This window comes from Pseudomonas sp. ABC1 (assembly GCF_013395055.1).
Classification (GTDB): domain Bacteria; phylum Pseudomonadota; class Gammaproteobacteria; order Pseudomonadales; family Pseudomonadaceae; genus Stutzerimonas.
Window position 1 is genome coordinate 523078 of sequence record NZ_CP058349.1, and the last position, 26969, is coordinate 550046.

General features: G+C 58.6%; 26 protein-coding genes and 3 pseudogenes. 25 read left to right on the plus strand and 4 right to left on the minus strand.

All coding sequences use genetic code 11. The features are described from left to right. Window positions 1-62: 62 nt before the first annotated feature. The 6 genes and pseudogenes from HW090_RS02090 to HW090_RS02115 all read left to right on the plus strand — a co-directional run bounded on the left by HW090_RS02090 (window position 63) and on the right by HW090_RS02115 (window position 7060). Window positions 63-842, plus strand: a complete 780-nt coding sequence (locus HW090_RS02090; RefSeq protein WP_179111922.1) for a PFL_4669 family integrating conjugative element protein — start codon at window positions 63-65, stop codon at window positions 840-842. Beyond that, a complete protein-coding gene (locus tag HW090_RS02095; protein ID WP_179111923.1) occupies window positions 839-1378 on the plus strand; it encodes a DUF3158 family protein in 540 nt (179 codons plus the stop codon). Before HW090_RS02090 ends, HW090_RS02095 begins: the two co-directional genes overlap by 4 nt. 138 nt (window positions 1379-1516) lie before the next feature. After that, window positions 1517-1957, plus strand: a complete 441-nt coding sequence (locus HW090_RS02100) for a single-stranded DNA-binding protein (protein ID WP_179111924.1) — start codon at window positions 1517-1519, stop codon at window positions 1955-1957. Window positions 1958-2141: 184 nt separating this feature from the next. After that, window positions 2142-2921: a hypothetical protein gene (locus HW090_RS02105; RefSeq protein ID WP_179111925.1), complete on the plus strand. Its 780-nt coding sequence runs from the start codon at window positions 2142-2144 to the stop codon at window positions 2919-2921. A 144-nt stretch (window positions 2922-3065) separates the two neighbouring features. Beyond that, window positions 3066-5083: pseudogene (locus HW090_RS02110) on the plus strand (DNA topoisomerase III). Between the two features lie 906 nt (window positions 5084-5989). After that, window positions 5990-7060, plus strand: coding sequence for a DNA methyltransferase (locus tag HW090_RS02115; RefSeq protein ID WP_218673557.1), 1071 nt, complete (start codon window positions 5990-5992; stop codon window positions 7058-7060). Here the strand turns inward: HW090_RS02115 and HW090_RS02120 are convergent. Both HW090_RS02120 and HW090_RS17795 read right to left on the minus strand, forming a co-directional pair. Further along, a complete protein-coding gene (locus HW090_RS02120; RefSeq protein WP_218673558.1) occupies window positions 7026-7913 on the minus strand; it encodes a hypothetical protein in 888 nt (295 codons plus the stop codon). The two genes, HW090_RS02115 and HW090_RS02120, sit on opposite strands and share 35 nt — an antisense overlap. Before the next feature lie 144 nt (window positions 7914-8057). Further along, window positions 8058-8318, minus strand: a pseudogene (locus HW090_RS17795) (IS3 family transposase); the annotation flags it as partial. Between the two features lie 276 nt (window positions 8319-8594). On the opposite strand from HW090_RS17795, the gene HW090_RS02130 reads away from it, so the two are divergent. The 17 genes and pseudogenes from HW090_RS02130 to HW090_RS02210 all read left to right on the plus strand — a co-directional run bounded on the left by HW090_RS02130 (window position 8595) and on the right by HW090_RS02210 (window position 21857). Beyond that, complete coding sequence (locus HW090_RS02130; protein ID WP_179111928.1) at window positions 8595-8807, plus strand: hypothetical protein; 213 nt, start codon at window positions 8595-8597, stop codon at window positions 8805-8807. Window positions 8808-8828: 21 nt separating this feature from the next. Beyond that, a complete protein-coding gene (locus tag HW090_RS02135) occupies window positions 8829-9221 on the plus strand; it encodes a hypothetical protein (protein WP_179111929.1) in 393 nt (130 codons plus the stop codon). 99 nt (window positions 9222-9320) lie between these two features. Then, the gene (locus HW090_RS02140) at window positions 9321-9785 is read left to right on the plus strand and encodes a hypothetical protein (protein ID WP_179111930.1); all 465 of its coding nucleotides are present in this window, start codon (window positions 9321-9323) and stop codon (window positions 9783-9785) included. 111 nt (window positions 9786-9896) lie between these two features. Further along, window positions 9897-10586 carry a hypothetical protein gene (locus HW090_RS02145; RefSeq protein WP_179111931.1) on the plus strand — a complete coding sequence of 230 codons (690 nt, stop codon included), beginning with the start codon at window positions 9897-9899 and terminating at the stop codon, window positions 10584-10586. A gap of 78 nt (window positions 10587-10664) precedes the next feature. Then, entirely contained in the window at window positions 10665-11408 is a 744-nt protein-coding gene (locus tag HW090_RS02150) for an ABC transporter substrate-binding protein (protein WP_179111932.1), read from the plus strand. A gap of 95 nt (window positions 11409-11503) precedes the next feature. Then, the gene (locus HW090_RS02155; RefSeq protein WP_179111933.1) at window positions 11504-11782 is read left to right on the plus strand and encodes a uridylate kinase; all 279 of its coding nucleotides are present in this window, start codon (window positions 11504-11506) and stop codon (window positions 11780-11782) included. Window positions 11783-12072: 290 nt separating this feature from the next. Further along, on the plus strand, window positions 12073-12885 hold the full coding sequence (locus HW090_RS02160; protein WP_179111934.1) for a GTPase: 813 nt from the start codon (window positions 12073-12075) through the stop codon (window positions 12883-12885). Window positions 12886-13324: 439 nt separating this feature from the next. Then, window positions 13325-14266, plus strand: coding sequence for a DUF3577 domain-containing protein (locus HW090_RS02165; protein ID WP_179111935.1), 942 nt, complete (start codon window positions 13325-13327; stop codon window positions 14264-14266). Between the two features lie 56 nt (window positions 14267-14322). Continuing rightward, window positions 14323-15012, plus strand: coding sequence for a DUF3275 family protein (locus tag HW090_RS02170; protein WP_179111936.1), 690 nt, complete (start codon window positions 14323-14325; stop codon window positions 15010-15012). Between the two features lie 92 nt (window positions 15013-15104). Beyond that, window positions 15105-15428, plus strand: a complete 324-nt coding sequence (locus HW090_RS02175) for a hypothetical protein (protein ID WP_179111937.1) — start codon at window positions 15105-15107, stop codon at window positions 15426-15428. Window positions 15429-15528: 100 nt separating this feature from the next. Next, on the plus strand, window positions 15529-15870 hold the full coding sequence (locus tag HW090_RS02180; RefSeq protein WP_179111938.1) for a hypothetical protein: 342 nt from the start codon (window positions 15529-15531) through the stop codon (window positions 15868-15870). Between the two features lie 113 nt (window positions 15871-15983). After that, entirely contained in the window at window positions 15984-16634 is a 651-nt protein-coding gene (locus HW090_RS02185; protein ID WP_179111939.1) for a hypothetical protein, read from the plus strand. A 64-nt stretch (window positions 16635-16698) separates the two neighbouring features. Continuing rightward, on the plus strand, window positions 16699-17808 hold the full coding sequence (locus HW090_RS02190; RefSeq protein ID WP_179111940.1) for a DUF6094 domain-containing protein: 1110 nt from the start codon (window positions 16699-16701) through the stop codon (window positions 17806-17808). A gap of 46 nt (window positions 17809-17854) precedes the next feature. Then, window positions 17855-18181: a methyltransferase gene (locus tag HW090_RS02195; RefSeq protein WP_179111941.1), complete on the plus strand. Its 327-nt coding sequence runs from the start codon at window positions 17855-17857 to the stop codon at window positions 18179-18181. A gap of 77 nt (window positions 18182-18258) precedes the next feature. Then, window positions 18259-18557: pseudogene (locus tag HW090_RS02200) on the plus strand (hypothetical protein). 111 nt (window positions 18558-18668) lie between these two features. Next, the gene (locus HW090_RS02205; RefSeq protein ID WP_179111942.1) at window positions 18669-20951 is read left to right on the plus strand and encodes a helicase-related protein; all 2283 of its coding nucleotides are present in this window, start codon (window positions 18669-18671) and stop codon (window positions 20949-20951) included. Window positions 20952-21077: 126 nt separating this feature from the next. Next, window positions 21078-21857, plus strand: coding sequence for a competence protein CoiA (locus HW090_RS02210; RefSeq protein ID WP_179111943.1), 780 nt, complete (start codon window positions 21078-21080; stop codon window positions 21855-21857). Between the two features lie 48 nt (window positions 21858-21905). Here the strand turns inward: HW090_RS02210 and HW090_RS02215 are convergent, their stop codons facing one another. Both HW090_RS02215 and HW090_RS02220 read right to left on the minus strand, forming a co-directional pair. Continuing rightward, complete coding sequence (locus HW090_RS02215) at window positions 21906-23720, minus strand: ATP-dependent helicase (protein WP_179111944.1); 1815 nt, start codon at window positions 23718-23720, stop codon at window positions 21906-21908. Beyond that, on the minus strand, window positions 23707-25494 hold the full coding sequence (locus tag HW090_RS02220; protein ID WP_179111945.1) for an ATP-dependent endonuclease: 1788 nt from the start codon (window positions 25492-25494) through the stop codon (window positions 23707-23709). Before HW090_RS02220 ends, HW090_RS02215 begins: the two co-directional genes overlap by 14 nt. A gap of 222 nt (window positions 25495-25716) precedes the next feature. Here HW090_RS02220 and HW090_RS02225 point away from each other — a divergent pair, with 222 nt between their 5' ends. Together HW090_RS02225 and HW090_RS02230 are read left to right on the plus strand one after the other, a co-directional pair. Beyond that, window positions 25717-26316, plus strand: a complete 600-nt coding sequence (locus HW090_RS02225; protein ID WP_179111946.1) for a PilL N-terminal domain-containing protein — start codon at window positions 25717-25719, stop codon at window positions 26314-26316. After that, on the plus strand, window positions 26313-26957 hold the full coding sequence (locus HW090_RS02230) for a hypothetical protein (protein WP_179111947.1): 645 nt from the start codon (window positions 26313-26315) through the stop codon (window positions 26955-26957). Before HW090_RS02225 ends, HW090_RS02230 begins: the two co-directional genes overlap by 4 nt. The last annotated feature ends 12 nt before the right edge of the window (window positions 26958-26969 follow it).

Below are 26969 nucleotides of genomic sequence, written 5' to 3' on the forward strand. Positions count from 1 at the left end.
ACTGACTGCCTTCCTTTGTACGCCGATGCTGATGGCTCCTTGTTCAACAGCGAGCAGTCAATATGGCAACCAGTGAACCTCTGCAACTCAATCTCGGCTCCTTGCGCAGCGCAATGTCGCTGACGCTTCACACGCATCACGCATCACGCATCTGGCATGGCCGGGCCGCAGCCGAAGGGCGGCCTGGCATCGTCGGGCTCAATGGCTACATCTCTCAGATGAACAAAATGAAGCGTGGTTCGGAGCAAGACGACCCCTATAGCGACTGGTGGATGCTCAGGATCGAGGACAAACTCGACCAGACCAAGGCCACTTTGCATGCTTTGCGTGAACAGGTTGAGCAGGCATTGGCCGGTGTCCCCGCCGCCTTGAGCCTGGGTGAGAACCTCAACGTCCAACCAGTCAAGCTGCCACTTTTCGTCAATGCCCAGCTCGGCTTCGCCGCCGTGTATCTGCTGGCCGACTACGACGATATTGCCCGCAAGCTCATCCTGGCTCACCACACTGCGCTGATCGACCGCAACACTCTGGAGCGTTGGCTCAACGAAGGCGCGCATGCACTGCGCAGCCTGTTTTCACTGGCGCAGCAGTTCCGGTACTCAGGCTGCACCCGCGATGATTTTGCGGCGAACAATGCCGCAGCGCGGACGGCGCTGGAGAAATACGGCGAACTGCCGCAGGACGTTCTCGAAGGCTCACTGCGTTCAAAATTTGCCCCGCCGATCCCGCGTCGGGGACAGCCGCAGCGTGCTGAGAGTGCTGGAACAGCAACTGTCCAAGATGAAGAGGCCACCTCCGGCGATCCAATCGAAGCCAGTACCGTCGAGGATGAACCGGCATGATGGTTCCGAGCCGTATTCCACGCTACTTCCGCGCGCTGGAACAGGTTGCCTTCATGAAGCTGGAACACGCAGGCTCTCAAAAAGGCCTTTTAAAGCCTTTTAAGGGTAAGGGGGACTTGGAGGACTGGGCCAGTAAGTGCTTTGGCATGCGCGACGAACTGATTGCCTTGGCGCAACGGCAGGTGCTGCAACAGGCAGTCGGGCATCCATTCCACCTGCTACCCATTGAGCTGGCCCAGCAAACTACTGGCGCAGGCACGACTTTTTTACGATGGCGCAAGCGCGACAGGTCCGCCATGGGCGTGTCCTTGTGGCAGGGATTGATGGCGAGTACCGGCACACCGGTAAATCTGCTGGCCGACCTGCACGAGATTGAGTTGCAACGCATTACGCTGAATATGCAAATCAGTCTCCTGCACACGATGGGCAGGCAGGCCAAAGAGTGCGCCAGCAAGGCCGCAGAGGCAGAAGATGTCTTCCTGCGCCGGTTGAGTGCCAGCAGCCAGCCTAGGGCTGAGCGTAGGGGGACGGTATGAGACCGCCACAGGTGCCGTCGCCTTGCGACTTCAGCGGCATTTCATTGGCTGCGAACTCGTTCGGTCATTCATCGACCAGCAGTGTCTGCACTGACGCAGGTTCGCGCAGATTTCAACTACCTTGATGGAGATTGCAATATGAGCACGCATTTTTCTGGCGAAGGCAATATCGGCTCGCCTCCCGAATTTCGGGAATTCCCCAACAGCAACGACGAGCCACGGCGCTTGCTTCGGCTGAACGTGTATTTCGACAACCCTGTTCCGACCAAAGTCGGTGACTTCGAGGATCGTGGCGGCTTCTGGGCACCAGTAGAAGTCTGGCACCGCGACGCCGCGCATTGGAAGAACCTCTATCAGAAAGGCATGCGCGTGCTGGTTGTCGGCCGCATGGAGCGCGAACCCTGGACGGACAATGAGGATCAGCCACGCGAGACCTGGCAGATCAACGCGCGCAGCGTTGGCATTCTGCCTTTCCGCATCGAATCCGTGACCCTCAGTCAGAAGTCGCAGGACGCGGAGCTGAAATCACAAAACGTCCAGGAATCAGCAGTCCCCAAAGAGACCAAGCGCAGGAAATGAACCAGCATGGAGGGCGGTTGCTGAGAAACTCTGCCGCTCGCCCTCCCCACTCAACTATCCCCAGGGGATAGATCCACTAACATCCAGTGAACGTTGTTGGGTTGCTTACCAAACGAAACATCCTTCGCGCAAACGACCGTTCTTGTCGGATACTGGAGGAAATTTTTTGATTTGGAGCATTCAAATGATCAGTCAACGAACCAGGTACTCCCTCGCCCAGTTTCTTGCTCAACAGGACGTTTCCGTCTCAATCACGCTACTGGCCAAGTACAACGTCCAGCATCTGTCTCTTTCATATGCCAACTTGCAGATGAGCCTGAATAACACGATCCGCGATCAGAGCGACAGAACTTTGCTGCTCGTGCTGCAAGAGATCGTGGCGACAACTGGCAACCTACGAAAGAATATTTCGCCCAAGCTCATATTTGATGAGCGTCTACACGACTTGACTCAATGTCTATTGCTTGATGGTTATATTGTTCAAGATAAGCGCTTGCTGCAGGCTGACCCCTCGATTGCAGACGCTGCACCGATGGAGGATGACCTCGTCACTGCACTACGCCAATCAGCTCCACCTCAACACGAAGCCATCATCAACAAGATCAATGATTCAGCAGAGGCCTTTCGTTCCAGTCCACCGGATTACAACGCGGCCTTGACGAACGCGCGGGTCGCTCTCGAAACTTTGGCCGTGGATGTCGCTGCAGACGTCGCGCGACAACATCCAGGGAATGGAACGTACGAACCAACAAGTTGGGGCTCCGTCATTGCATTTCTGAGCAAGTCGGGCGAGATCACCATCGAGGAAGAGAAAGGCTTGGCTGGAGTGTTTCGGTTTCTTAGCCCAGGTGCGCATCGCCCGATTGGTATTCCCCAAGAGCAAATGGCGAGGCTGGGTCGCTCCTTTGCTTTGAACATGTGCTGGTTCCTGCTGCAAAATCGGCTCTCCCAAAGAGAAAACTAACTCTCTCCGTGGAGATCGCAGCCGCAGAGAGAACAGTGATCAAAAGCCTATCAACCGGGGGACATTCACGTTCCTATTGTTCGCTACCTACTTTAGACCTTACCGCCATGCTGTCCGGCATGATCATTATTCGGATACAGCAGTATGCGACTCTTTCTTTGCGAGAAGCCCTCCCAAGGCAAGGATATAGGGCGGATTCTCGGCGCAACGCAGCGCGGTGAAGGCTGTCTCAGCGGCTCCGGCGTCACAGTCACCTGGTGCATCGGCCATCTCGTAGAAGCGGCAGCCCCAGAGGTCTATGACGCGGCGCTCAAGCGCTGGTCGCTGGAGCAGTTGCCCATCATTCCTCAACAATGGCGCGTCGAGGTCAAACCGAAGACTGCCACGCAATTCAAGGTCGTCAAGGCGCTTCTGGCGAAGGCGACCCATCTTGTTATCGCTACCGATGCCGACCGCGAAGGCGAGTTGATCGCCCGAGAGATAATCGAACTCTGCGGCTACCGCGGCCCCATCGAACGCCTGTGGTTATCAGCGCTTAACGATGCGTCGATCCGCGCCGCACTTGGTAAGCTGAGGCCTTCGGCCGACACGCTGCCGATGTACTACTCGGCGTTGGCACGTTCTCGCGCCGACTGGCTCGTGGGCATGAACCTGAGCCGCTTGTTCACCGTGCTGGGCCGGCAGGCAGGCTACGACGGCGTGCTGTCCGTCGGACGCGTACAGACCCCGACGCTGAAGCTTGTGGTGGATCGTGATCGGGAAATCGCGGCTTTCAAGTCGGTGCCGTTTTGGACCATCGACGCGTCCCTGTCCGCAGGCGGCCAGGCTTTCAGCGCACAGTGGGTTCCGCCCGATGGCTGCACCGACGACGCGGGCCGCTGCCTGCAGCAGCTAGTTGCACAGCAGGCCACGCAGCAAATCCGCGCTGCGGGCAGTGCTCAAGTGGTGTCGGTCGAGACCGAGCGCGTGCGCGAAGGCCCGCCGCTACTGTTCGATCTGGGCACTTTACAGGAAGTTTGTTCCAAGAAACTCGGCCTGGACGTGCAGGAAACACTGGAGATAGCACAGGCCTTGTACGAAACCCACAAGGCCGCGACGTATCCTCGCTCTGATTCCGGGTATCTGCCCGAAAGCATGTTCGCGGAAGTGCCGACTGTCCTGGACAGCTTGCTCAAGACTGATCCCTCGCTGCGCTCGATCATGAGCCACCTCGACCGCTCCCAGCGCTCGCGCGCCTGGAATGACGGCAAAGTGACGGCCCACCACGGCATCATCCCGACGCTCGAACCCGCAAACCTCTCTGCCATGAGCGAGAAGGAACTTGCGGTGTACCGGCTGATCCGCGCGCACTACCTGGCGCAATTCCTCCCTCACCACGAGTTCGACCGCACTGAGGCCGAGCTTTCCTGCGGCCAGCAGAAGCTGGTGGCCACCGGAAAGCAGGTGGTCGTCATGGGCTGGCGCCTGGTGCTGGCCGAGCCGCAAGCGGACGAGGACAGCGAAGCCGCCGCGCGCAGCCAGGTGCTGCCCGCGCTGCGCGAGGGGCTGTCATGCCAAGTGGCCGAGGTCGAGATCAAGACGTTGAAGACCATGCCGCCCAAGCCCTACACACAGGGCGAACTGGTCAAGTCGATGAAAGGCGTGGCGCGCTTCGTAACGGACCCGCGCCTGAAACAGAAGCTGAAGGACACGACAGGCATCGGCACCGAAGCCACTCGCGCCAACATCATCACCGGCCTGCTGACGCGTGGCTATCTCCTGAAGAAAGGACGCTCCATTCGCGCATCGGATGCGGCGTTCACGCTGATCGACGCCGTGCCCGCGGCGATTGCCGACCCCGGAACCACCGCCGTGTGGGAGCAGGCGCTCGACATGATCGAGGCTGGACAGCTCACCCTGGACGTATTCATTGGCAAACAGGCCGCCTGGATTTCGCAGTTGATCGCACAGTACGGCAGCATGTCTCTGTCCATCAAGGTTCCCCAGGGACCCGCCCGCAGTGTGGCGCACCCACGCGCCAACGCACCGGCAAGAGCGGCCCGTTTTGGTCATGCTCCAAGTATCCAGACTGCAAAGGCACATTGCCTGTCGAATCCAGCAAGTCCAAGCGTGGCACTTCGCCCACCCCACGTCGTAGCAGTAGCAGCCGCAAAGGCTCCTGACCGACCCCGTTCCCCGTGAGCCGCGTCCGCCTTGGCGGCACGGCCTTTGTCCCGCACACCCTGCGGGACGCCCAGCGCGCAACGCCTTCTTGATTCGTGTGCGCGTCCCGCCAGCCGTCTTCCGCTGTGGGACTTGAAGGTAGTTTCTACACGAACCGCCGCCGGCGCGTTCTGCTGATCTGCATTTTTCCGCTTCTACGAAGGGTCCCCGGATGGCTTGCCGGATCGCGAGCCATCCGGAGACCCTTCTCGGTCAGCGGTATTCGATGCCGTGCCCAACGGCGAAAAACTGGGCTCCTTTTGTGCGCGGATGTGCGCCAGACGTACCGACCCCAGCCACGATATGGGTCGGGTGTGATTGCTTGATGCGCAGCCGGTTCTAGCGACGACCTGGTCTGCCAATCAGCCCACGGGTGGTTTTTCTTTCCTTCCGAGCCGAGGGCCACTGGGCCTTCGGCATCTTTCTCCTGCCCAGCAACGTACCGGCCATAGGCCACACGAACAGGAGACCCAACATGAACCCCCAACCCCGCCATTCTCTTGGCATGCCACGCAATCCGACGCAGCTCTACGGGAGCGTAGCAGTGGCATTGAAGCCGCGACCTAGCCCTCTCTAGGCGGGCTGTGGCGTAACAGCTCAGGGTCGACCAGGCGACCCACAACGGGTAAGATGCCAGGTTTTGCGTTCGGAGCCTTCGATAGGCGCAAGGGAGTATTGGTTGCCAGCTTGGCACATCAAGACCAGCAGCCGAGGCCGCCGAAACTGGTGCGAACCGCGAGACGCACCGCCCACGGCCCAAATGTGTGGGCGCTGGGCCTGCGAACACGCACTAGTGCTGCTGCCGCCAAGACCACCGCGCACTGCGAGCGCACCGCTCAGTAAAGGGCGACGATTAGGATTAAATGATGGACGATATAGTCAAGTCCGGAAAACGGGAACGAACTAGCACCGTGGGGCGCGGCAAAGCCGTAACTAGAGAAGCGCCCCTTGATGATTACCATTGGCAAAACGATCTAGTCACTGTTTCCTTCGGAGATAGCCTACTGCATTATCAGAACTGGGAAACCCCCACGTGTATCATCAGTGATGGTGCATACGGGGTCTTGGGCTTCGAAGGCGATACGTCAGACCACACTGGAATTCCGGAATGGTATGAGCCGCATATCGCAGCTTGGTCGCGCCAAGCAACCGCCCAAACGACTCTCTGGTTCTGGAATAGCGAAATTGGCTGGGCTGCTGCCCACCCGATTCTTGAAAAATATGGCTGGCGCTATGTCAATGCGAATATCTGGAATAAGGGCAAGGGGCATATTGCTGGCAACGTCAATACCAGCAAGATTCGGCGTTTTCCCGTAACGACGGAAGTGTGCGTCCAATATGTGATGGAAGCCCGCGTCGGTGGCACGCCCCTAAAGGAATGGCTTATCAGCGAGTGGAGTCGTTCGGGGTTGCCGAGAAAAGCCGCGAACACAGCTTGTGGAGTGGCGGATGCTGCAGCCCGGAAGTATCTGGACAAGGGGCACCTTTGGTACTTCCCGCCGCCGGACATGTTTGAGAAATTGCAGTCATACGCCAACGAGCACGGAGACCCTGCGGGCAGACCGTACTTCTCCCTTAATGGGGAGAACCCAGGGACGGCGCAGGAGTGGGAGAAAATGCGCGCAAAATTTAAGTGCCCCTACGGTGTCACGAATGTGTGGGAGCGTCCTGCGCTTCGCGGCAGCGAACGCTTTTCAGTGCCTGGTGGGAAGGCTGTTCACCTTAATCAGAAACCGCTAGACCTTCTTACCCAGATCATCGAGGCGACCACAGATGCGAGTGATGTCGTATGGGAGCCGTTCGGCGGTTTGTTCTCTGCTTCCGTGGCATCCCATCGCCTGGGCAGGCGGGCCTATTCGGCTGAAATAGACCCTACCTATTTTCACTATGGACTGGAGCGCCTCAGAGCAGAAGGTCTTCAGCGCTCTCTTCTCTGATGCCGAGATGAACCTCCAAGGCTTGACGAATCTGCTGATCAGATCCCCTGCTCAAGAGGCAGTTCCATTCGTAGATCGTCATACCGTGGATGGGTTGCTGATACACCCTACTCTTGAAGAGTTCAATCTCCGGATGGGCGATGCGATCCATCTTTGCGTAATTGGTATCTAATCGGTAGGGATACAGCCGGATCAACTGTCGCAGAAGAGCTTGGTACTCTGGCGTTGGCTGGTACTGATGGCCGTTGTCCCCCCAGCTCGCGACAAGTCGCTGTGCTTCATCAAACTGCGCCCTGTTTCCCTGAAACTTGTATCCGTTGGTGTTCGTCTGCTGCAAGTTGGCTGTGCGCGAGCTGGTGTCTTCGGGCTCCAGAACAAGATAGTCCGGCGGATTGTGGTAATGGTTGTCACGCGCCTGGGCGACAGATAGCCCGGATACGACACAGACTCCAACGATCTTGGGCTTGCCGTAGATAACCATCTCCGGCAGCCAAGCCAGCATGGCAACGTAGGTCTGGTCTTGGGAAAAATGGTTCTGGCTGTCCTTGAAGCGTGCCGTGATCTCAGTTGCGAGCGGGAACCACGCCTTGATCTCGAACCCTGGAGTCGGCCAAACCGCCCCCTGGAAAATCGTATCCGGAAAGCCAGGGTCTTGCCGGAGCCAAGACCCGAAACCGGAGAAGTCCGGCTGATCGTTTAAGAACTCAACGGTGTTGAACTCAATCAGGTTGCCTACAAGCGGGGACAACTTGGAGATGATCTTGGAGAGATTCACCGCCGCCTCTGGGCTGATAGGCTGGCTGACGGTCAACACATCAAAGTCGTGCCCAGCCATGCTTTGCAGATGCCGCATACCAAGTTGAAGAACGTCCCTAGTTTGCATTCTCTACCCTCACGTCAAACACATGATCATAACGCCGAAAATGAATGCTGTCAGGGCTTGTTGAGAATTACCGAATGAACCGCTCCGAAAATTCCGGAGGCTCTTTGGTGTGAGTCATGCCGCTTGGGCCAACTCGGTAAGTTGTCGATAGTAGATCGCCTCTGCTTCTGCTTCTGCTTGCGTTATGTTCCCGATGGGCTCCAATAGCCGTCGGTGGTTGAATCAGTCCACCCACTCCAGCGTTGCTAACTCCACTGCTTCCCGATTCTGCCAGGAACAACGATGGATCACCTCAGCCTTGTACAGGCCATTGATGGTCTCGGCCAAGGCATACGAGTCGCCCACACTGTCCACCGAGAGCTCGCCCCCAGCTTTTCGCTGATCAATCAGGGCGGTCTCCGATTCCCTTTTCCGCATGACGTTAGCTCAGCGTTGATCGAAGCTTCCTGCATGTTCGCTGATTCGTCAGCACATGCCAGCAGTCGGGGTTTTCAGGCTGCCGCGGGGTTCTCCCCGTGCGACCCACCAGTCCGCTATCGCATCGAGTCTGCGGACGCGCGCCACTTGTGGCGTTGATGCTTTTTTTCAACCGCGTGCGGGAGCTGCCATCCCGCCAGGGACAAGGCCTCGCTTTCTTCAAGGAGCATAACCATGTCCCCCAAAGCATCCTATGGCTATCTGGCCCTGAACTATGCAGGCAAGTATCTGCTGCTCGAAGTGCTTCACAGCGCTGCAGGCCATTACATCGGCACGCGCGATACCGAAGGTCCCGTTTCTCGGGAGTCTCGTGAATATTTCCGTAGCCAACGTGCAGCGGAGCGTGCCCTTGAAAGAGGCGGCTGGTCCCAGCTCGCCATTCCTTGATCCATCGGGAGAAAGTACCTCATGAACCAGCTTCTGCCTCCGGAAGTCGTCGAGCAGATCGCACAGGAGCAACGGCATTTTGCCGTTGCTCCTGATGCGTTTTTCAAAGCCTGGAAGCGTGGTGTGCAGATTGCCGGACCTCAGTGGTTCGGTGAGGGCACGCTCGATGGACTGAACAAGGCACAGGACAAATGGGATTTATGCCCCGATGTGCCGAGGATCAGCAAGGCCATTGGTGTCATGAGCGGCGGGGAACGCATGTTTCTTGCTGCCATGGTGAGTTTCTACAACGAGCGCAAGGGAGGCGCATTGCTCAAGCGTTGCGGATTCCATGGGCTTGCTGATTTCAGTGGCCTGGATCTGCAACGCCGCAAGGTGATTGCCGAGCTGGTGTTGCACTACAGCGGCTGGTAATCCGCTCTCGCCGCATCACTGCATGCGCTTTTCCAACCCCACGGGGACATGTGTTCCCATCCAGGGCCATGTCCTCCTTTTTATTCCAAGGAGTGATCCATGCCCCGAACCCCATCCATCGCCGTCGTCATCGAAGGCGGACTCGTCCAGGTCACACTCGTCGAGGACTGGCCCGGACAGGTGCCGCTTCCGCACATTGCCATCGTGGACTACGACGATGACGGCGCAACCGATGATGAGTTGACGACCTTCAACATCGGTAACGATGTTCTGGACGCACGCTGCCATGCAGAAATTCCCAGCGTGTACGAGTCATTCTCCAAGCCTGCGCTTTCGCCGCGTGCCGTACTCCGCGCCCTTGGCGTGGATGACGATGGCGAAGCCCAATCTCCGTTGCAGATCGCCCAACGCATCCGGCAAAGCATTCTTGATCTTGACAGCAGGATCAATGCAACCGAACGGGCGCCGGACGGCAGTGACTACAACGAGCTTTATATGCTGGCCAATTGCGGCCTGATCGAGTTGCTGAAGTCACTGGGGGACCCCAGCAACTTTGGCGAATAGCACCATTCTCCTAACATGGCTCGGAACCTTCCTGTTTCTGGCCATTTCCACGCGGATGCCACTGTCCGCATGGATGGATTGGCTCCGCTCACTTCTCGGAAGGAGCCAATCATGGCCAACAACTACTACGAAGGGACTGGCGTGCTCATGCTCGACCATGTCACTCCCATCATCAGAGCGCTGTTCACAGCTTTCGCACTGGATGAGCACTATCCCGGCAATGGTAATGCTTACATCGCCCGGATTGCCGAGACCAACGACCCACAATGGGACGACGTATTGGAAGGTCTTGTTGATCTCATGGCATCACTGGGCCTGGACATACCTGATCAAAGAGATGGTTCGTCATTAGCAGGTGTCCTGGGGACGCTGGCCGTTCACTTCGATGCAGAGGATGACGAAGATCTGGAAAACCTGATCGAACATCATCCATTCGAGGACAGTGTTGATCTGGATGCATTGCTGCTTATCGCGACTTGCTTCGATGACGGCCATCACCTGACCGCCATTCAGTTCGAAGGGTGCTGGTATTGCAGCAAACCTCGGCTGTTTGAATTTGGCGGCGAAAGCTGCTTCCTGAGCCGTGAAATCCGCCTTTTGGGCTCATCCACCCGAATTCGGGAGCTTGGCAGCCAACTACGGCAAGCTTTTCTGGATAAGGATGTCGAAGAGGCTTCGGCTTTCATCGCTTTGGAAACCGCCAGCTTACTGGCCGGAATCAACGACGAGATGTTCCGCAAGGAAGTCCGCCACCGCATTGCCGAGCGGCTGGCTCAACCACCAACGATCAGCGCGGCCTAGCGCTTTTCTGCTTTCAACCCACCGGGGGCCAATCCCCGCTGGCGGGATTGCCTCCACGATTCAATCAGGAGAAATCCCATGTCCCAACATTCCAATCCTTTCATTCGCGGTTACTGGAATCTGAGAATCATCCGAACGCTGTCTATCAGCTATGAGGATGGAAGCCCGCATGTATGGCGTCCGCTTCATCCCAACCAGCAGCATCTTCGTGATGAAGAACTGCTCTCGTCTTTCTGCATCGTCACCAACGACTTTGCGCTGATCAGAAATGGCAATGAATCCATCAGTGCTGAACTGCAGGCCGAGTGTGATGCAGTTGCAGGCACGAATGGCGATGGCATTGCTGGTGCGGTGGTGTACGCCATCCATGGCAATGACTTCGACGGTCGCCCGATCCACATTGGCGACACCTATTCATCTGAAGCTGCGCGTGAAGCCCTACAGCGCCTGAATTTCGAGACCGGGTACTACAGCCGGTGCTGGGAAATCAGTAGCGCGCACCTGTCCGAGCGATCCTGGCATTACCTGTCCAGTCTGGCGAGTCGTGAGGCATCAGAGAACTTGCTGTTCGTTGCCTTCCCGATACCAGAGAGTCCCGCAATCGGTCTCAAGCTCATTTCCACGCCCTGGACAGACCACAACCTGGAGCACGTCATGGGCATTGACGCGCAGCAGATTCGGCAAGAGCACAAGGACAAGGGAATCCCAGACGATCTGGCAAACATCCTTGAACTGGCTGGTCAAGCCGACGTGCGCATTCTGATTTTTGATGGCGATGCGCCTGCGCTACTTGGCCTGCCATTGATGCAATCCGAGTACTGACAAGCGCAGAACACATCTGCCTTTTGTTTCGTCCCCATGCTGGCCCTCCTGTCGCCAGACGTGGGGCCAGTGCAATTTTTCGAAGGAGAAAAACCATGTTTCCAGACCTGATCGCACCTGTACTCGACTTCGAGGAGCAACTAGGTGCTTGCATCAATTCCATGTGTCAGGACGATGCCACCGGCCAGACCCTGGTGTTTGAACGTATCCGCGGCGGATTGGAGATGCGTGAAATTCACTGCACCTATCTCATTGATGTCGACATCAACGACTACGAAATGGTGATTTTCGACGGCGGCAACACAAGCGGCGACGCATGGAAGCACATTTTCCTCCCACGTCAGCGTCAACACTACTTCGTGTACGAAGCCTGACTCTACCAACCCCTCATCTGAGGGGTTTTTCTTGCGCATAGCACAAGAAAGCGGTTTCGACGCGATGCCGTTTTCTGCAAGCGAACTGACTACTCCAAAGCCATCCTTGCTCCATGTTCGTCGGCGTTGCCGACACATGCCCAGGCAGCCAAGACCTTCAAGGCTGCGAGTGCGGCAAACCGCGCTGGTCATTGTCTTCCCCTTGGACGCATCGCGTCCATCTACGCCACCCACAAGGGACTCCCTCCCTTGTGGACGGGAAACCCCTTGTTTTTCTCAAGGAGATTTCCATGGACCGTTCCCTTATCAAAACCCTGATGCCTTCACTTGTTGCTGGTCATGTACCGCGCAACGCCCGAGCATTCAAGTATCTGGTGTATGACGGCCAGCCCCAGTCTTCGACGATGGGGTTTACTGTCGATCCCAAGCCGTTTGACGGTAAGGTTGTCGCGGCCAACGACGACGCCATCGTCGTCAAGGTCAAACCTACCGAATTCGCGGTGCTTGATCCCCGTCTGGTTGCCGTTGTTCCAAATGAGGGCGTCAAGGTTCATGTCGAACCGTATGCGCGTCGCCGTTTCGACGGACTGCGTGCTGATACCCCGGAAACGCTCACCGAAATGACCGCAGATGGTGTTCCCTATACCGTCAAGCGGCTCATGCTCGGTGCTGCGCCAGCCAAACTGCCCATTCCCAAGCCTCAATGCATGGAATTGGGTCAGCTCATCAAGCAAATGGAGGAAATGCCCGCACCTGATGGGTTCCGACGCATTACTCATATGTTGGTCGATGCAGGTGCCCGTGACTTCACTTGGGTTGATCCCAAACCCTCGATGATCATCGAAACGCCGCCGGCAATCAGCTTTACGGCTTCAACCGAGAAGTTCGGAGGCCAAGTGACGATTCTCTACGACCGCGCAAGCGACACCTATGTCGTGGAACTGCGCCGCGAAGGTGAGTTGGTCGATCGACATGATGAGGTGTACTTCGACATGCTGGGTGAAGTCCTGGAGCGGCTCATCGACGATGGGCGATGGCGCCAGATCGGCGTGAGCGTGATTGATGCCAAAGTGGCCCGGAAACGTCGGGAGCTGGCAGCATGACATCGCATACTACTGACTGCCGAGCGGTAGAAGACCAATAGCGCTACTGATAAATCAGCAGCTTATCGACTATTTATCCCCCAAAGGCCTTCCATCCGTCCAGGTGAAGGGCCTTTTTTTCGGCTGCGACTGAGCAGCATGAGCCAGTCAAAGGGGAACGCGCGGATACCGATTGATTGATGCCGCGCACACCAGGCTTGGTCATGCTAATCCCATGCTTGCTGACGTTGTCAGCGACATGCCAGGCAACCATCGGTCTTCGAGGTTGCGGCGCAGCTTCTGCTGCGTGACCGAACCAGCTCGCATCGCATCCGTTCGCGAGCGGCCACCAATCCTGGTGGTGGATGCTTTCGCCTTATCAACCCATCGCGGGGTTACGCACCTTTCCCCGCATGCGTGGGCTTGGTGTGTCTCCGCTTCATCCCTATGGAGATTCACCATGAACACCACTTCCAATCAGAAATCAGCGTATTTCGACATTCACACTTCTGGCATCGGCTACATCCAACGTGCCCGTGAAGTGCCTGTTCGGGGCGGCCGCCGTGCGCAGCCTTTCCTTGCATGCACCATCGCCGCTCTGGTCGGTTCCGCCAAGGACCCGAGCTATCGCTACTTCGATGTCAAGGTCTCGGGTGCCGAGGCCATGAAGCTCGTCAAGCGCTACATCGGCGTTGACGATCCCAGGCAGCGCCCACTGGTGCGTTTTCGTCTCGGAGACCTCTGGGGCGATGCGTACATCCGCGACAAGGGAGAGCACAAAGGCCAGGCCGCCGCGTCCCTCAAGGCGCGACTGCTCAAGGCCGAACTGATCGACCGTGCCGAACTGGCTTCGATTGAGCAGCACGAGCTGATCACTCGCGGTATCGGTTATCTCAACCGTCCGAAAGAAGTCACCCCCAAGGATGGCGACCCATTCCTGTCGTGCTCCGTTGCCGCGTTGGCTGGGACAGCCGATGAACCGGAGTATCGCTACTTCGACACCATTGTCTCCACCCCTGAAGCCCAGCACCTGGTTCGACGGTGCGTACAGGCCATTGAGGGGGAGCGCAAGGTGCTGGTTGGCTTCAAGTTGAACGACATGAAGGCCGATCCGTACATCCGCACCAAGGGCGAGCGCGCTGGGGAACCAGCCGCAAGTCTGAAATCAACGCTGATCCACATCGGTCTGATCAAGATCGACGGTATCCAGGTCTATCCGACGAGCCAGGCGCAAGCCGAGGCACCGCAAGCCGCAGCCCCCCTGACTCTGGTGCAGGGCGCATCCGCGCCCGAAACCGAGGACGCTGCCGACACCTTTGCCGATCAGCCTACCGAACCCGCCGAGTGCGAGTCCGCAGGTGAAGTCGAGCAGCAAGAGCCGGCACTGGTTGCTTCGTTCTGATCTGGCATGGCCCCTCACGGGGCCTTGCCTTTTCCTATCCATCAAGGAGAGCCATCATGGTAGCCACATCGGCACCCACAAGATCAGTCTTGCCTATCGTCGTTCCTGGCCAACTTACGCTGCGGACAATCCGGGGCCGAAACGGCCCGTTCACAGTCGGTCGCCTGACTACTCCCATCGGTGAGTTTGCAGTTAAAGACGCTGAGTTGGAGCAGTACCCAGAAGGCAAATACGACGGCGATTTCGTCATTCGATACATCTTCGCCAAGACCTACCCAGTCGCAGGTGGTGCACGCTTTGAGGTTCGTGCCAATCTCGATGGGATGACGCTTCATGGTATCGACAAGCTAAGTCGTGACGAAGCCCGCAGCTTTGCCACTCAGGAAGTCGATCCTCTCGACGAAGAGCAAGGGTCACAATCTGCGGCAACGCTGGTCAAACCCTCCAAAGCTTCCAAGCCCGCGAAACCAGCACCCGTGCGGTTGTCTGCAGACCCGCTGATCGACACCACGCCCTTTGGGGCGGATGCATCGTCTTCTGCTGAGACTGCTGCGACTTGCAGTGTCGAGGAAGGAGACGCCGCCTTGTTTGGCATCTTGTGGCCACTGGAAGACAGCGTGAAGCTGGATTCAACCATTGGTCGCCGCACCCTGCGCATGCAAATTGCCCGCCTGGGTGAGCTTGGCTATGCGTTGGATTTCAAGACACAGGAGTGGAGCCGTCAGGCCAACCAGCAACCTGCGTAATTGCAGACACCGCATCCGCAGCGTCTGCTTCATCCACCCGCCGGGGCTTCTACCCCAGCGGGGAAGGCCTCGGTTTTTTGGAGGTCTCCATCATGTCCACTATCGTTTGCGATACCCGCCGTTCTACGTTGGATGAATCCGCGTGGCAGGCACTCTGCGAGACAGAAGCCGCAAAAGCAGTGAAAGGCTGCGGCCTGTCTCACGATTACTACGTAGAGCGCTTCAGCGTTGCCGTCGAGACGCAAGTCGCGCGATTGCCTGAAGACCAGCGCGCGCAGGCTTTGCAGATTGCACAGGATTGGAGCTACGCGTCACCTGCGCAAAGACAGGCCACTCAAGACTGGAATGCCAAGCATGGCTTTTGCTCGCATGGCATTTCATTGGGTTGCTGCCCTGCGGGTTGCGGCTCGTACTGATCGTTCCATTCCGCCCTATAGCCGCCCGTGCGGCGCTTCATAACGGGACAGTATCTGCCTTGACGGGCAGTGCTGCCTCTTTTCATCCAAGGACAGCACCATGAGTCAACATCACTTCCAAACCGTTCACAAGGGATTTCCCATCACCGTCATTCTCGGCTGGGACCGGCCGATGCAGCACTTCTTCCTGCTCATCCGCAAGCCGGCCGAGCTGGAGGACGACACCATCCAGGTTCTGGACGAGAATTTCCTGTACAGCAACCTGTACGAGGCCGACCCGTTCGGCCATGACCTGGACTACTACCGCGAAGTCTTGCGGCGCTTTCAGGTCAGCGTGCCAGAAAGCATGCTCAACCAGGTTCAGATCGACGCCGTGATGAATGCGGGAAACCGTTTCGTCAATCATGAGGCCGATGGTTCGTTCGCCGAACTGGGAGCCTGACGTCACCTGCGGCGCAGCCGGGGCATTCCCTCCGGGCGCTGCGCGCTTTTCATCCCTAACGGGGCAATCACTGCCCCTGCGGGCGGTGCGCCCCTCACATCGAGGACATCACCATGCCTGCACCTTCATCCAACCAGCCCCTGTACCGCATCGACGAATGCAGCGACCTCATGGCCGATGCCTGCGTTTGCAGTGACCAGGGTGACTTGATCTTTCTCTCGGTCTGGGCGCGCGACACCGCGATCCAGCAGTTCATCGGGCGGCTCACTCTGGGCCGCAGCGAAGACGGCCTGGACCAGTTCCACGTCATCACCGATCAGGGCGGCTCGCTGCCCGTATTCGTCGGCTCGGTCGAGCGCCTTGAAAAGCGCCTGACGCGCAGCTATCGCCGCACGCTGTTCGGCTCGATGGTCAATCTGTGGCTGTTCGACCGGCGCTGCATCCAGCCCGACAAGAGTTCGGCCAGCGCCTTGGCGCTGCTGCCGCGCTCTGCGGACGATCCCACGTCACGTCTGTGGCACCTGGTCAAGGAAACCTGCCCGCTGCCGCTGCTGGACCACTGGCAATCGCCAGTCCTGGCGCTGCTGCGCGAGCGCGAGATGCTGCGTTCCCTGCCCATGGCCCTCGGGCCGCTGCAAGGATTCCGACTCGCTATCGACGTGCCCGTACTCACCAATGCGCTGGGCGATCTCATCCGCCAGAGCGTTCTCACCGCCTATCCCTATCCGGCCAAGATTTGGATGCCTGAAGCGGTAGCAGCTTGAGCCACCTGCGAAGGCACGCCTTGGCGTGCTTCCGTGTTTTATCCCCGCCAACCAGGAGATTTCCATGGCATTGATGTTCCCCAGGCTCGCCAGGAATTTTGCGAAAAATGGGTACTACCCAACTGACGAAGCCACCCTAGAAAGAACTCTCAACGCACTGGCGCCCAGCGATGGGCTGATGTGCATTTGTGATCCCTGCGCCGGCGAAGGCGTCGCCATTGCCGAAGCCGCCCATGCCCTCGGGCCGGAGCAGGCCAGCGCCTACGCGGTCGAATTCGACCAGGAACGGGCCAACCATGCCCGATTGCTGGTCGATCACTGCATTCACAGCGACCTCATGGACACCATGATCTCGCGGCAGGCCTTCGGCCTCTTGTGGCTCAACCCACCGTATGGCGATCTCGCAAGGGATGCCAACGGCAACCTGGGCTACGAAGGCAAGGGCCGTGGGCGGCTGGAAAAACTCTTCTACCAGCGCACGCTGCCCCTGTTGCAGTACGGCGGCATCCTGGTCTTCATCATCCCGTTCCACGTGCTGGATCAGGAGATGGTCGGCTGGCTGACACGGCATTTCACGGACCTGTCCGTGTTTCAGGCCGTGGACAAGCAGTTCAAGCAGATCGTGATCTTCGGCCGTCGTGTCCGCCAGCGTGAGCAGGCGGGCGATGACGTGAAAGCCTCCCGCGCCCGTCTGTTGCAAATCGGCCAGGGCGAACTAGAGGCGGACGAGCTGCCGCCCGAGTGGACGTTGCTGCCGTATGTGGTCCCCATGTCCCAGGCTGAACCGGAGCATTTCTACCGGATCAGCATGGAGCCCGAGCAGTTCGCCGACGAAGTGCGGCGCCTGAAGGGTTTGTGGCCCGCGTTCGAGACCCATCTGGGTGCGACGCAGCAGACCTTGCGTGCTCCGGCACGCGCCTTGTCCCAATGGCACCTGGCTCTGGCCCTCGCGGCCGGCGCGATCTCCGGTGTCGTGCAGTCCCCTAACGGCCGCACCTTGGCCGTCAAGGGTGACACGTTCAAGCAGAAGTCTTCCGCCGTGGAATACCGCGAGCGCGATGACGGCACCTTGGCCGAGACCCGAATCCTTACCGACAAATTCGTTCCGGTGATTCGGGCCTGGGACCTCACCCCTGACTCGGCCACGCTGGGCCAGGTTCTGACCATCCACTGATCCACAGGACGGATTGCCGTCCACGCACGCTCCAAGGAGTATTTCAATGTTCAAGAAATTGCTATCCAACAAGCCCATCCACAGCCAGAAGACACCTCGGTTTTCCGTCGGTGCAATCAAGCTCAGCGAGAAAGTACGCTGGCTGGATGACCACGGGTTGCTCGATCCCATTGATCTGGTGCAACGGCATATCCGTGGCGACTGGGGCAGCATCGGAGAGTCCGAACGACGCTCGAATGAAGATGCGCTTTCCCAGGAAGGCATCCTCTTCTCGCGCTACATCATCACACCACGTTTGACGGTATCCGTTACGACCGATGAGCATCGCGACCTGACGCTTGTCAAGCTACTCGACGAGCAAATCAGTATCTGAAAAAACTGCTTATCCACCCACCGGGGCACTTCGCCCCGATGGGGAGAAGTGCCCCTTTTTTTGAAGGAGCATTCTCCATGTCCACCTCTGCGCAACACGCTTTTCCAAGGTTCAACCCCGGCCAGGTCGTCATGACCTCGGGCATCGCCAGTCTGGTTCAACAAGGCCAGCTCAATCCGCGTCCCTATCTGCTGCGGCATCTGTCCGCCGACTGGGGAGACCTCTCCGATAACGACCGGCGTCAGAACGATGCCGCACTGCAGTTGGCGAGAACCGCCTGTTTTCTACCTACGAGATCGGCCCGAGCCTGAAGGTCTGGGTCATCACCGAATGGGATCGCAGCGTCACGACGGTGTTGCTGCCCAGCGAGTACTGATTTTCCTCATCACCGGCCAGATACCGAATCCAGCCGGTCTTTCCTTCCCACCTGGGGCATGTCACCGCCCCTTGGGGAGTGGTGCATGCCCCGTTTTTTTGGAGCATCATCATGAACACACAAGTCATCGAAGCGGCCCCAGCCGTAGATCCTTCGTCCCTGGACGACGACCTGCTCGAACAGGAGTCGCCCGAGCTGTCCCTGAGCCTTCAGGACTTCGTTTCCGAGTTCGGCGACGAATTGCTGGACTCTCTCAACCGGGCCAACCCGCCCGTCTACAGCGGCACGCCACGCCCGCACCGCCAACTGGTGCTGGCTGGCCTGAAACGCCAGTTGTTCCCCGCCCAGGCCGAGGTCGTGCATGCGGCCTCGGAACTGCTAGTCAACCAGGGCGAGCGGGCTGTCTTCGTCAACGGCGAGATGGGGACCGGGAAGACCACGATCGGCATTGCGCTGGCCGCGGTCCTGCATGCCGAAGGCTATCGCCGCACGCTCGTTCTCAGCCCGCCACACCTGGTCTACAAGTGGCGCCGTGAAATTCTCGAAACCGTCGCGGGCGCGAAGGTCTGGGTGCTCAACGGCCCGGACACGCTGCTCAAGCTCATCAAGTTGCGCGAGCAGCTTGGCGTACCTTCTGCGGCCCAAGAGTTCTTCATCCTCGGTCGCGTCCGCATGCGGATGGGCTTCCATTGGAAGCCCGCCTTCGCGCGCAAGCGCACCCGTCATGGTGACGTGGGATGCTGCCCGCACTGCGGGGAGGTCATCACCAATCTCGACGGCGAGCCGATCAGTGTTCAGGAACTGGAGGCGGAAGAGTTCCGCCGCAAGTGCAACGGCTGCAGCTGTGCTCTGTGGACGCTGATGCGCCCGCGGTCACTGTCCGGCAGCGATCAGTCCTCGGCCGTGCTGCGTGCCTTAAAGCGCATTCCGACCATCGGCGAAGCCACCGCGCAACGCTTGATGAAAACCTTCGGTGACAGCTTCCTCGCTTCGATGCTCGGCGACAACCTGCACAACTTCATCAATCTGATGGATGCGAGCGGGAAGCTGGTTTTCTCGGATCGTCAGGCGCACCGCATGGAGCGGGCCATGGCGAACATGGAGTTCGGCTTTGGTGAAGGTGGATATCAGCCCTCAGAGTATGTGAAGAGGTATCTGCCGCGCAGCACGTTCGACCTTTTGATCGCAGACGAGGCGCATGAGTACAAGACGGGGGGCTCAGCGCAAGGCCAGGCCATGGGTGTCATCGCATCCAAGGTCCGCAAGACGATCTCGCTGACGGGAACGTTGATGGGCGGATACGCCGAGGATCTTTTCCACCTGCTGTTCCGCGCGCTTCCGGGCCGCATGATCGAAGACGGCTACGTCCCCAGTCGCAACGGCAGCATGAACGCCGCCGCGATGGCTTTCATGAGGGACCACGGTGTTCTCAAGGACATCTATTCCGAATCCGATGGTCCGGCCCACAAGACGGCCAAGGGCAGCAAGGTCACGGTCAGAACGGTCAAGGCTCCGGGCTTCGGCCCCAAGGGCGTGCTGCGCTGCATCCTGCCGTACACCATCTTCCTGAAGCTGCGAGACATCGGTGGCGTACTGCCGCCGTATGACGAGGAGTTCCGGGACGTGGCGATGAGCGCCGAGCAAGGCGAGGCGTATCAGAAGCTGGCTTCCAGCCTCACGCAACAGCTCAAGAAGGCTCTGCGCAAGCGGGACACCACCTTGTTGGGCGTGGTTCTCAACACGCTGCTGGCGTGGCCCGACTGCTGCTTCAGGGCAGAGACGGTCCGCCATCCGCGCACGCGCGAGGTGTTGGCATTCACCCCGGCTCAGTTCAACGAGCTGCAGGTGATGCCCAAGGAGCGTGAACTGATCAACATCTGCCGCCAGGAGAAGGAAGCGGGTCGTAAGACCCTGGTGTATTCGGTCTACACCGGCACGCGGGATACCACGAGTCGGCTGAAGATGCTGCTGGAGCAGGAAGGCTTCCGGGTGGCGGTGCTGCGCGCAAGCGTCGATGCCAGCCAGCGAGAGGACTGGATTGCCGAGCAGATCGAACGGGGCATCGACGTGCTCATTACGAACCCCGAGCTCGTCAAGACCGGGTTGGACCTGCTCGAATTCCCGACGATTGTTTTTCTCCAATCGGGCTGGAACGTATACACGCTGCAGCAGGCCGCGCGCCGCTCGTGGCGGATCGGTCAGAAGCTCGCCGTGAAGGTCATCTACTTGGGATATGCCGCCTCTTCGCAGATGGCGTGCCTCGCATTGATGGCCAAGAAGATCCTCGTGTCCCAAAGCACATCAGGCGACGTACCCGAATCCGGGCTGGATGTGCTTAACCCGGACGGTGATTCCGTCGAGGTCGCATTGGCCCGGCAACTGGTAACAGCGTAATCCTTTGTCTGCCGGCATCCTCTCAGGGGCCGGCATTTTTTTTAGTTGAGGATTCGATCACCGCCCCGCCCCAATCGCTGGGGAGCGCTAAACTGATTGGACAATACCGAGATTCAAGGAGGCACTATGGCTATGGTGATCGAAGCAGCATATGCAGATGGCACTGGTGCAGCCAACGCACTGCGTATGTCTCAGGCGCAGTGGGAGGAGTTGCAACGGGTGTACCGCGTGGGTGATCTACTGATGCCGTGCTGCAACGCTCCAGCGATTCCCAAGGTTAGTGCCAATGGGTACCCCTTCTTCGCGCATCTAGGAGGTGCGTGCAGTACTTCCGAAGAAAGCCAATGGCACCTGGCAGCAAAGATACTTGTGCGCAGCGTGCTCGAAGATCTAGGATGCCGTGCCTCGGTTGAAATGCCGGGTTCGGGTAACGCAGGCCGCTGGCAGGCTGATATCTGGGGTGAGCGCAATGGGGTTAAGTTGGCTGTCGAGATCCAAAGATCGTATCAGTCGCTCCGCGACTACCGTAAACGCCAGGAGCGGTACCGCGAGGCGGGCATCAAGTCTCTTTGGTTGCTGCGGCAGGAGCGATACAGCACTATCACCAAGAGCATGGGAAAGGAGCGTCTGCGCACCGAGTTCGGCGGCAAGTTCCCTCCGGTCGGCCACTTCGGCCCGTGTCTTTCTGACCTGCCAGTCGCGATGCTTGAGCTAGATCCTGCCCCAGCGGTTAAGGGCGCCGGTTTCTTCACTGCAACCCTTCCAAACTTACTTGAGGCAGTGCTTAGTGAGCGCTTTCTTTGCATCAACGGTCTATGGTGTATCGATAACCTAGACTCGATGCATAACGCCGCCAGACTCTCGCGCGAACGTCTCGCAGCCAATCGCTTGGCTGCAAACATGTAGTTCGACTGTGGCGTTGCTCGACCAGCACTCCAGTTCCTTGGTTCACACTCAAATGCCAGCGGCGCGCATTCGCCCCTCTAGTTCATCAAGGAATGGCGAGCGCCCAAGGCGCATGGGGCCATAGCGGCCATCAACGAAGCCCGAATACAACATGTGGACCTCGTCGCGAGCACGTGTGAGTCCCACATAGAACAGCCGGCGGCTTTCGCGCAACTTCTCAGGACTCTCGTTGCGCCACGGTAGATTTCCGAGGTCGAGACCGACCATGATGACTACGTCGTATTCGCAGCCTTTTGCAGAGTGGAGTGTCAGGAGATTCAGGTGATCAGGCGAACCATCCCGGCCGCCCAAACTCGTCATGTCCAGCGTAGCCAGTGCGCCGCCTTCGGCGAGTGCTGCCGTCATGCGATCCAGTTGTTCCTTCTGATCGGCAAGTGCTAATTCAGCAGCCAACAGACGGTCAACGATGCCGTTACGCAGCGAAGCGACAAAATCACGCGCGGGTTGTTGGTCAGCGCGCAACTCCCATAGCAAAGCGGTTAGCTCTTGTCCCTGGCGCCTAGCTTGTGCATCGTCCAAACTCGTTCGGTGAAATGCGAGATAGCGGTCGATCAGTCCGCGCAATTGTGGGCGTCCGACACGCCAGCCACCCGCGCACCACGCCGCGCAATCTTCCACCCAACTCGTCAAGGAAACTTTGCGGTAAGGCGCTGCAGTGTCCACGCGGATGTAATCGAAACCGCCGGCTGTCACAGCTTCGGAGACGATATCGCCCGCGCGGTAGTCTTTGTACAAGATTGCGATATCACCCAGCGTTCGTCCTTGTTTGGAAGCCAATGCTGCGGGGATGATCTGCGCGACCGCGTGTGTAGCTTGGTCCGCCATTCCACCTGGGCGCAGGACAAATTCGATAGTCGTTTGCCGCACGGGATCGCTCGCTTGATAGCCTCGGGCTTCTCCAAGCGCCATTTCCGAAGCAGTCACAATTCGTGTACCAGAGCGGTAATTCAACTGAAGCCGGACAGCCTCAATGTCTCTGCGCGCCGCCAGTTCCATGAGCAAGGCACCATCAGCTCCAGTAAAACCATATATCGACTGATCCGCATCACCGACTGCGAAAAGTCGGACACCACCGTCGAAGGCAAGGCGTTTGACGATGCGATGCAATGCCACGCCTAAATCCTGATACTCATCCACCGCGAGCACGGGAAATTTTGCCTGAACCAGAGGTAGTACCCAGTTGTGCTCGGCGATCAAACGCTGGCCGAAGACGACCATGTCATCGTAGTCAATCAGCCCCTCGTCGCGCAGAGCGGCCTCGTAGGCCTCGGCCCAGGCAGCGAGTTCCTCCTCGCTACGCCAAGCGACGCTATTTCGATTGAGGACGGAACGGCGATGCCGCCCAAGGTCAATGACCTTGTAGGGATGGTTCTGGCCGAAAAGCGCGTCTCCAGTTTGCTTCAACAACCGATCACTGACCCGTTGAGTTGCCACCGAAAGCGGGAAGGATATGGGCAGGCCGGCCAAGCGTCCATACGGCATCAAGAGATGCCGCAGACAGAACCCATGGACCGTACCAATGAAAAGATTAGGTGCCTGATGAAGTCCCAAGCTTTCAATTCGGCGAGCGAGTTCACGAGCGCACTCCTGGCTATAAGTGATGCACGCAACGCCACGAGGGGACTCGACATCTTCGGCTAGGACGCGGGCGAGCTTTAGGACGAGTGTCTTGGTCTTACCGCTCCCGGGACCGGCGAGTACCACACAGTGTCCTTGAGAGTTGTAAGCTGCCAACTGCCCTGGATTTCCAGCCAACTCGGCAGCCTGAGCCAGGTAGGCTGTACCGACGTTACGAGACGGCATCGTGGATATGCTCCAGCGCAGAGCGAATGTAGGCCGGGCAAACGTCCTCAGACACCGACGGCGCAAGTGCCTGTGCAAATCTCCCCTTGCCAATCCGTTCAATCAACTTCAGTAGCCGGTCTTCATCGACCTGATCCGGATCATCGACCCATTCTTTCAATGCGTCCCGGGTGACTTGCCTCAGCGGCAACTCCTCCTCGATTACCGTCTTCATCGCTTCGGCCATTCCAGCGGCAAACAGGTCGGATTCCAGCGTGCTCTCGTTGACGAAATATCCAAACTCCGCAGCGTACTTGAGCACATCATCTATATTCAGGTCATCATCGTAGCCATACTCTTCATCGACCTCGTTCAGCAGATTAATTAGTCGCCTGCGGGCTAGTGGAGGTTTGCCATTGACCGGGTCGAGATCTGTCAAAACTACATGTGGAATATTTAGCCCTTTAGGACCTAAAAGCTTCACATAAGGAGTGAAGTTAGTCCCCCCGACCGAGCACACAGTGATTCCAAGTATGTCGAAAGAAATCCCAAGGGCCTCGGCGAACGCGGGGATGATGAAGCGCTCGGCGTCCCCTTCAACCAGAATTACCCCCCGGGAAAAAAATATTTCTCCGCGAGTGACGTCGATGTAGCGCTGGAGGTCGTCTTCATCCCTCTGTGTGAAAGGTGCGTTTGCGGTCGAAACCGCGATGGTTTTTCCGTCCACTGCGTTATGGCGCAGGAGAACGATGGACCTAATCGGTCCAACGCTTGCGATATGCGGTGAGTGAGTAGTGAGAATTGTCGTCAGCGGAGGGACTTCGTCCTCATCTTCCGCTGTTGTGCCGAGGAAGTAGCGATAGACAAGACGCTGCACATGCGGATGCAGGTGCGCTTCAGGCTCCTCGACGACGAAGAATGTATGGTCGCGCTCCCCCTCGGAGACGAGGCGGTCGAGTTCGAGGCTCTTCAAGGCCAGGAATATCAGATTCGCCGTTCCTAGGCTGGCATCGCCGACACCACGAACACCGTTGTCGATGAGCAGCCGAAGGCTACGCAACAACGCATCGACTCGCGTAGGTGCAAGTCCTAGCGATACCGGGACGGCATGCTGCCCACCGGCGATAGCGATCAATCGTTCGCTGATTCGCTCCGCTGTCGCTACCACTTCCTCATGACCGGCCAGCTCTCGCTGTGCTTCATCGACCTGATTCTGGATCTGCTCGCGGGCATCATCATCCAGGGACGCTGCGAGATCCTCAATGAGCGGCCTCAATGGCGAATTGCGCCAGCTCGCAAGGTCCTTTTCAGCGTCGCGCAGCGCTGCCTGAACATCTATTGGCAACATTCGGCGAAGTGCGCCACCAATGAGCATATCGGGATCGTCACCACCGAAGATTATGTACTCATAGTCTTTCAGCGATTCTGGGGCCCGCCCCAGTCCCGCTTTAGGCTGGAAGCGATAGGTGAGTCGGGCCACCATAGGAGGGCCAGGATTAATCACGCAGTCGTTGAGGTGGGCCATCAACCGGGGATCGTCTGTGAAGTCCGTTAGATCCACAGAGACTTCAATGGTCGCGCCAACCTTGTCTTCGCCAAGTCCGTCCCAGAAATATTCAAGCCCCAGCTGTCGATCTCGCTCAGACAAACCCGGATCGAGGATCAACTGCAGGCCGCGAATGAAATTGCTCTTGCCAACCTTGTTCTCTCCAACGATGACGATGCTTTCCCCCGTTTCGACATCGACATCCGAGAAATTGGCGAAATTGATCAGCCTGACTCGAGAAACCCTCATTTACGCTCCCGTCCTCTGGTGTTTTAACAAATTGTAGCAGTCAAGCGGCCCGCCTCCATCCGCCGACTGCGACCGAGCCTATCTGTTTCGGACCCTCTTGGCCGATTTTGTTCGACTAGACCCCTGCCGGCAAATCGGACATAGCGTGGTTCGCATTGTTTGCTGCTCCCCTTGGCCTTAGCGGCGATGGTGAGGGCTCAATGTTTCAGGACGCCTGAGCTTATGTACTTCTCTCCACCTTGGTTTCACCAACCCGAACGCCGCCTGCTGGCGGGAGTCCTCGGCCTGCTCTGGTCTGTGCTGGCTGGCGGCTGCGCGACGACGACCGCGCCGCCCGCACCTGATGCCATCGAGGAAGTCTCGGCCGCGCCCGAACCCAAGACGCCCGAGTACATCCCGGTCGTGCGCTACGCCCGCTACACTCTGGTTGAACTGGCCCCCATGGCGGCGCAGCGCGACCTGCTGTTGCAGAGCATCGAAGTGTCCATGCCCGAGGATGCCCGCGCCACTGTCGGGGATGGACTGCGGCACGTACTCAAACGCAGCGGCTACGGCCTGTGCCAGACCGCGCATGCCGTAATCGAACTGTACGCGCTGCCATTGCCGGCAGCACACCTGAACCTCGGCCCCATGACCTTGCGCGATGCGTTGCTCACGCTGGCTGGCCCGGCCTGGGAACTTCATGCGGATGACCGCGCACGGCAGATTTGCTTCGAGCGGCCCGACGACGGCGTAGGTGCCAAAGCCGCCACTGAGCCACTGATCGACGGAGCGGTACAGACATTCCCGCTTGTGCCTTCAATTTCAGGAGGCCAGCCATGAGCACCCCGCAACCCGCACAGCGATCAACCGCCGCCGTGATGGTGCGGAGCCTGATGTGGCTCTGGTTGATTGGCCTCAGCGTCTTCGTGATCCTGGACCACCAGGCTAACAGCGACCAAACCTACCAGAAGCAGATTGATTCCCGCATGCAACGCCTGGAAGCGCAGGCGGCGAACCTGGCCGAGACCGTCGAAGTCATCCAGCAGCGCCCGGCCGCAGCAACAGCCGCTGACCTCAAGGACACCCGCCAAATCCTGGAAGTACACGCCGTCCAGCTCGAGAAATCGCTGAGCGGCTTTGCCGCCGCCGATGACCTTCAGGCACTGCGCGCGGAGATCGAGCAGATCAAGACGCGCCAAGCAGCCGCCCGCGCCGCAACACCCACCCAGCCGCGCGCATCACGCCCGGTCACCGCCTCCAAGGCCGAGCCGTCGCCGCTGCCGTTCCGCATCGTCGGCACCGAGCTGCGCGCGGGCGAGCGCAGCGTGTCTGTCGCGCCGGCCATCGGGGATGTCACGCCCAACGAGCTTTATGTGCTGTTGCCCGGTGATGCGGTCGGCCCATGGCGCTTGCGGGCGATCGATGGCGACACCGCAGTGTTCCAGGCCGGCGACCAGACGCGCCGCGTGGCAATTCCCTGACCAGAGCACACC

Coding starts and splice junctions, on each gene's coding strand:
- HW090_RS02090 (WP_179111922.1), top strand. CDS start 63: ATGGCAACCAGTGAACCTCTGCAACTCAATCTCGGCTCCTTGCGCAGC.
- HW090_RS02095 (WP_179111923.1), top strand. CDS start 839: ATGATGGTTCCGAGCCGTATTCCACGCTACTTCCGCGCGCTGGAACAG.
- HW090_RS02100 (WP_179111924.1), top strand. CDS start 1,517: ATGAGCACGCATTTTTCTGGCGAAGGCAATATCGGCTCGCCTCCCGAA.
- HW090_RS02105 (WP_179111925.1), top strand. CDS start 2,142: ATGATCAGTCAACGAACCAGGTACTCCCTCGCCCAGTTTCTTGCTCAA.
- HW090_RS02115 (WP_218673557.1), top strand. CDS start 5,990: ATGGACGATATAGTCAAGTCCGGAAAACGGGAACGAACTAGCACCGTG.
- HW090_RS02120 (WP_218673558.1), bottom strand. CDS start 7,913: ATGCGGCATCTGCAAAGCATGGCTGGGCACGACTTTGATGTGTTGACC.
- HW090_RS02130 (WP_179111928.1), top strand. CDS start 8,595: ATGTCCCCCAAAGCATCCTATGGCTATCTGGCCCTGAACTATGCAGGC.
- HW090_RS02135 (WP_179111929.1), top strand. CDS start 8,829: ATGAACCAGCTTCTGCCTCCGGAAGTCGTCGAGCAGATCGCACAGGAG.
- HW090_RS02140 (WP_179111930.1), top strand. CDS start 9,321: ATGCCCCGAACCCCATCCATCGCCGTCGTCATCGAAGGCGGACTCGTC.
- HW090_RS02145 (WP_179111931.1), top strand. CDS start 9,897: ATGGCCAACAACTACTACGAAGGGACTGGCGTGCTCATGCTCGACCAT.
- HW090_RS02150 (WP_179111932.1), top strand. CDS start 10,665: ATGTCCCAACATTCCAATCCTTTCATTCGCGGTTACTGGAATCTGAGA.
- HW090_RS02155 (WP_179111933.1), top strand. CDS start 11,504: ATGTTTCCAGACCTGATCGCACCTGTACTCGACTTCGAGGAGCAACTA.
- HW090_RS02160 (WP_179111934.1), top strand. CDS start 12,073: ATGGACCGTTCCCTTATCAAAACCCTGATGCCTTCACTTGTTGCTGGT.
- HW090_RS02165 (WP_179111935.1), top strand. CDS start 13,325: ATGAACACCACTTCCAATCAGAAATCAGCGTATTTCGACATTCACACT.
- HW090_RS02170 (WP_179111936.1), top strand. CDS start 14,323: ATGGTAGCCACATCGGCACCCACAAGATCAGTCTTGCCTATCGTCGTT.
- HW090_RS02175 (WP_179111937.1), top strand. CDS start 15,105: ATGTCCACTATCGTTTGCGATACCCGCCGTTCTACGTTGGATGAATCC.
- HW090_RS02180 (WP_179111938.1), top strand. CDS start 15,529: ATGAGTCAACATCACTTCCAAACCGTTCACAAGGGATTTCCCATCACC.
- HW090_RS02185 (WP_179111939.1), top strand. CDS start 15,984: ATGCCTGCACCTTCATCCAACCAGCCCCTGTACCGCATCGACGAATGC.
- HW090_RS02190 (WP_179111940.1), top strand. CDS start 16,699: ATGGCATTGATGTTCCCCAGGCTCGCCAGGAATTTTGCGAAAAATGGG.
- HW090_RS02195 (WP_179111941.1), top strand. CDS start 17,855: ATGTTCAAGAAATTGCTATCCAACAAGCCCATCCACAGCCAGAAGACA.
- HW090_RS02205 (WP_179111942.1), top strand. CDS start 18,669: ATGAACACACAAGTCATCGAAGCGGCCCCAGCCGTAGATCCTTCGTCC.
- HW090_RS02210 (WP_179111943.1), top strand. CDS start 21,078: ATGGCTATGGTGATCGAAGCAGCATATGCAGATGGCACTGGTGCAGCC.
- HW090_RS02215 (WP_179111944.1), bottom strand. CDS start 23,720: ATGCCGTCTCGTAACGTCGGTACAGCCTACCTGGCTCAGGCTGCCGAG.
- HW090_RS02220 (WP_179111945.1), bottom strand. CDS start 25,494: ATGAGGGTTTCTCGAGTCAGGCTGATCAATTTCGCCAATTTCTCGGAT.
- HW090_RS02225 (WP_179111946.1), top strand. CDS start 25,717: ATGTACTTCTCTCCACCTTGGTTTCACCAACCCGAACGCCGCCTGCTG.
- HW090_RS02230 (WP_179111947.1), top strand. CDS start 26,313: ATGAGCACCCCGCAACCCGCACAGCGATCAACCGCCGCCGTGATGGTG.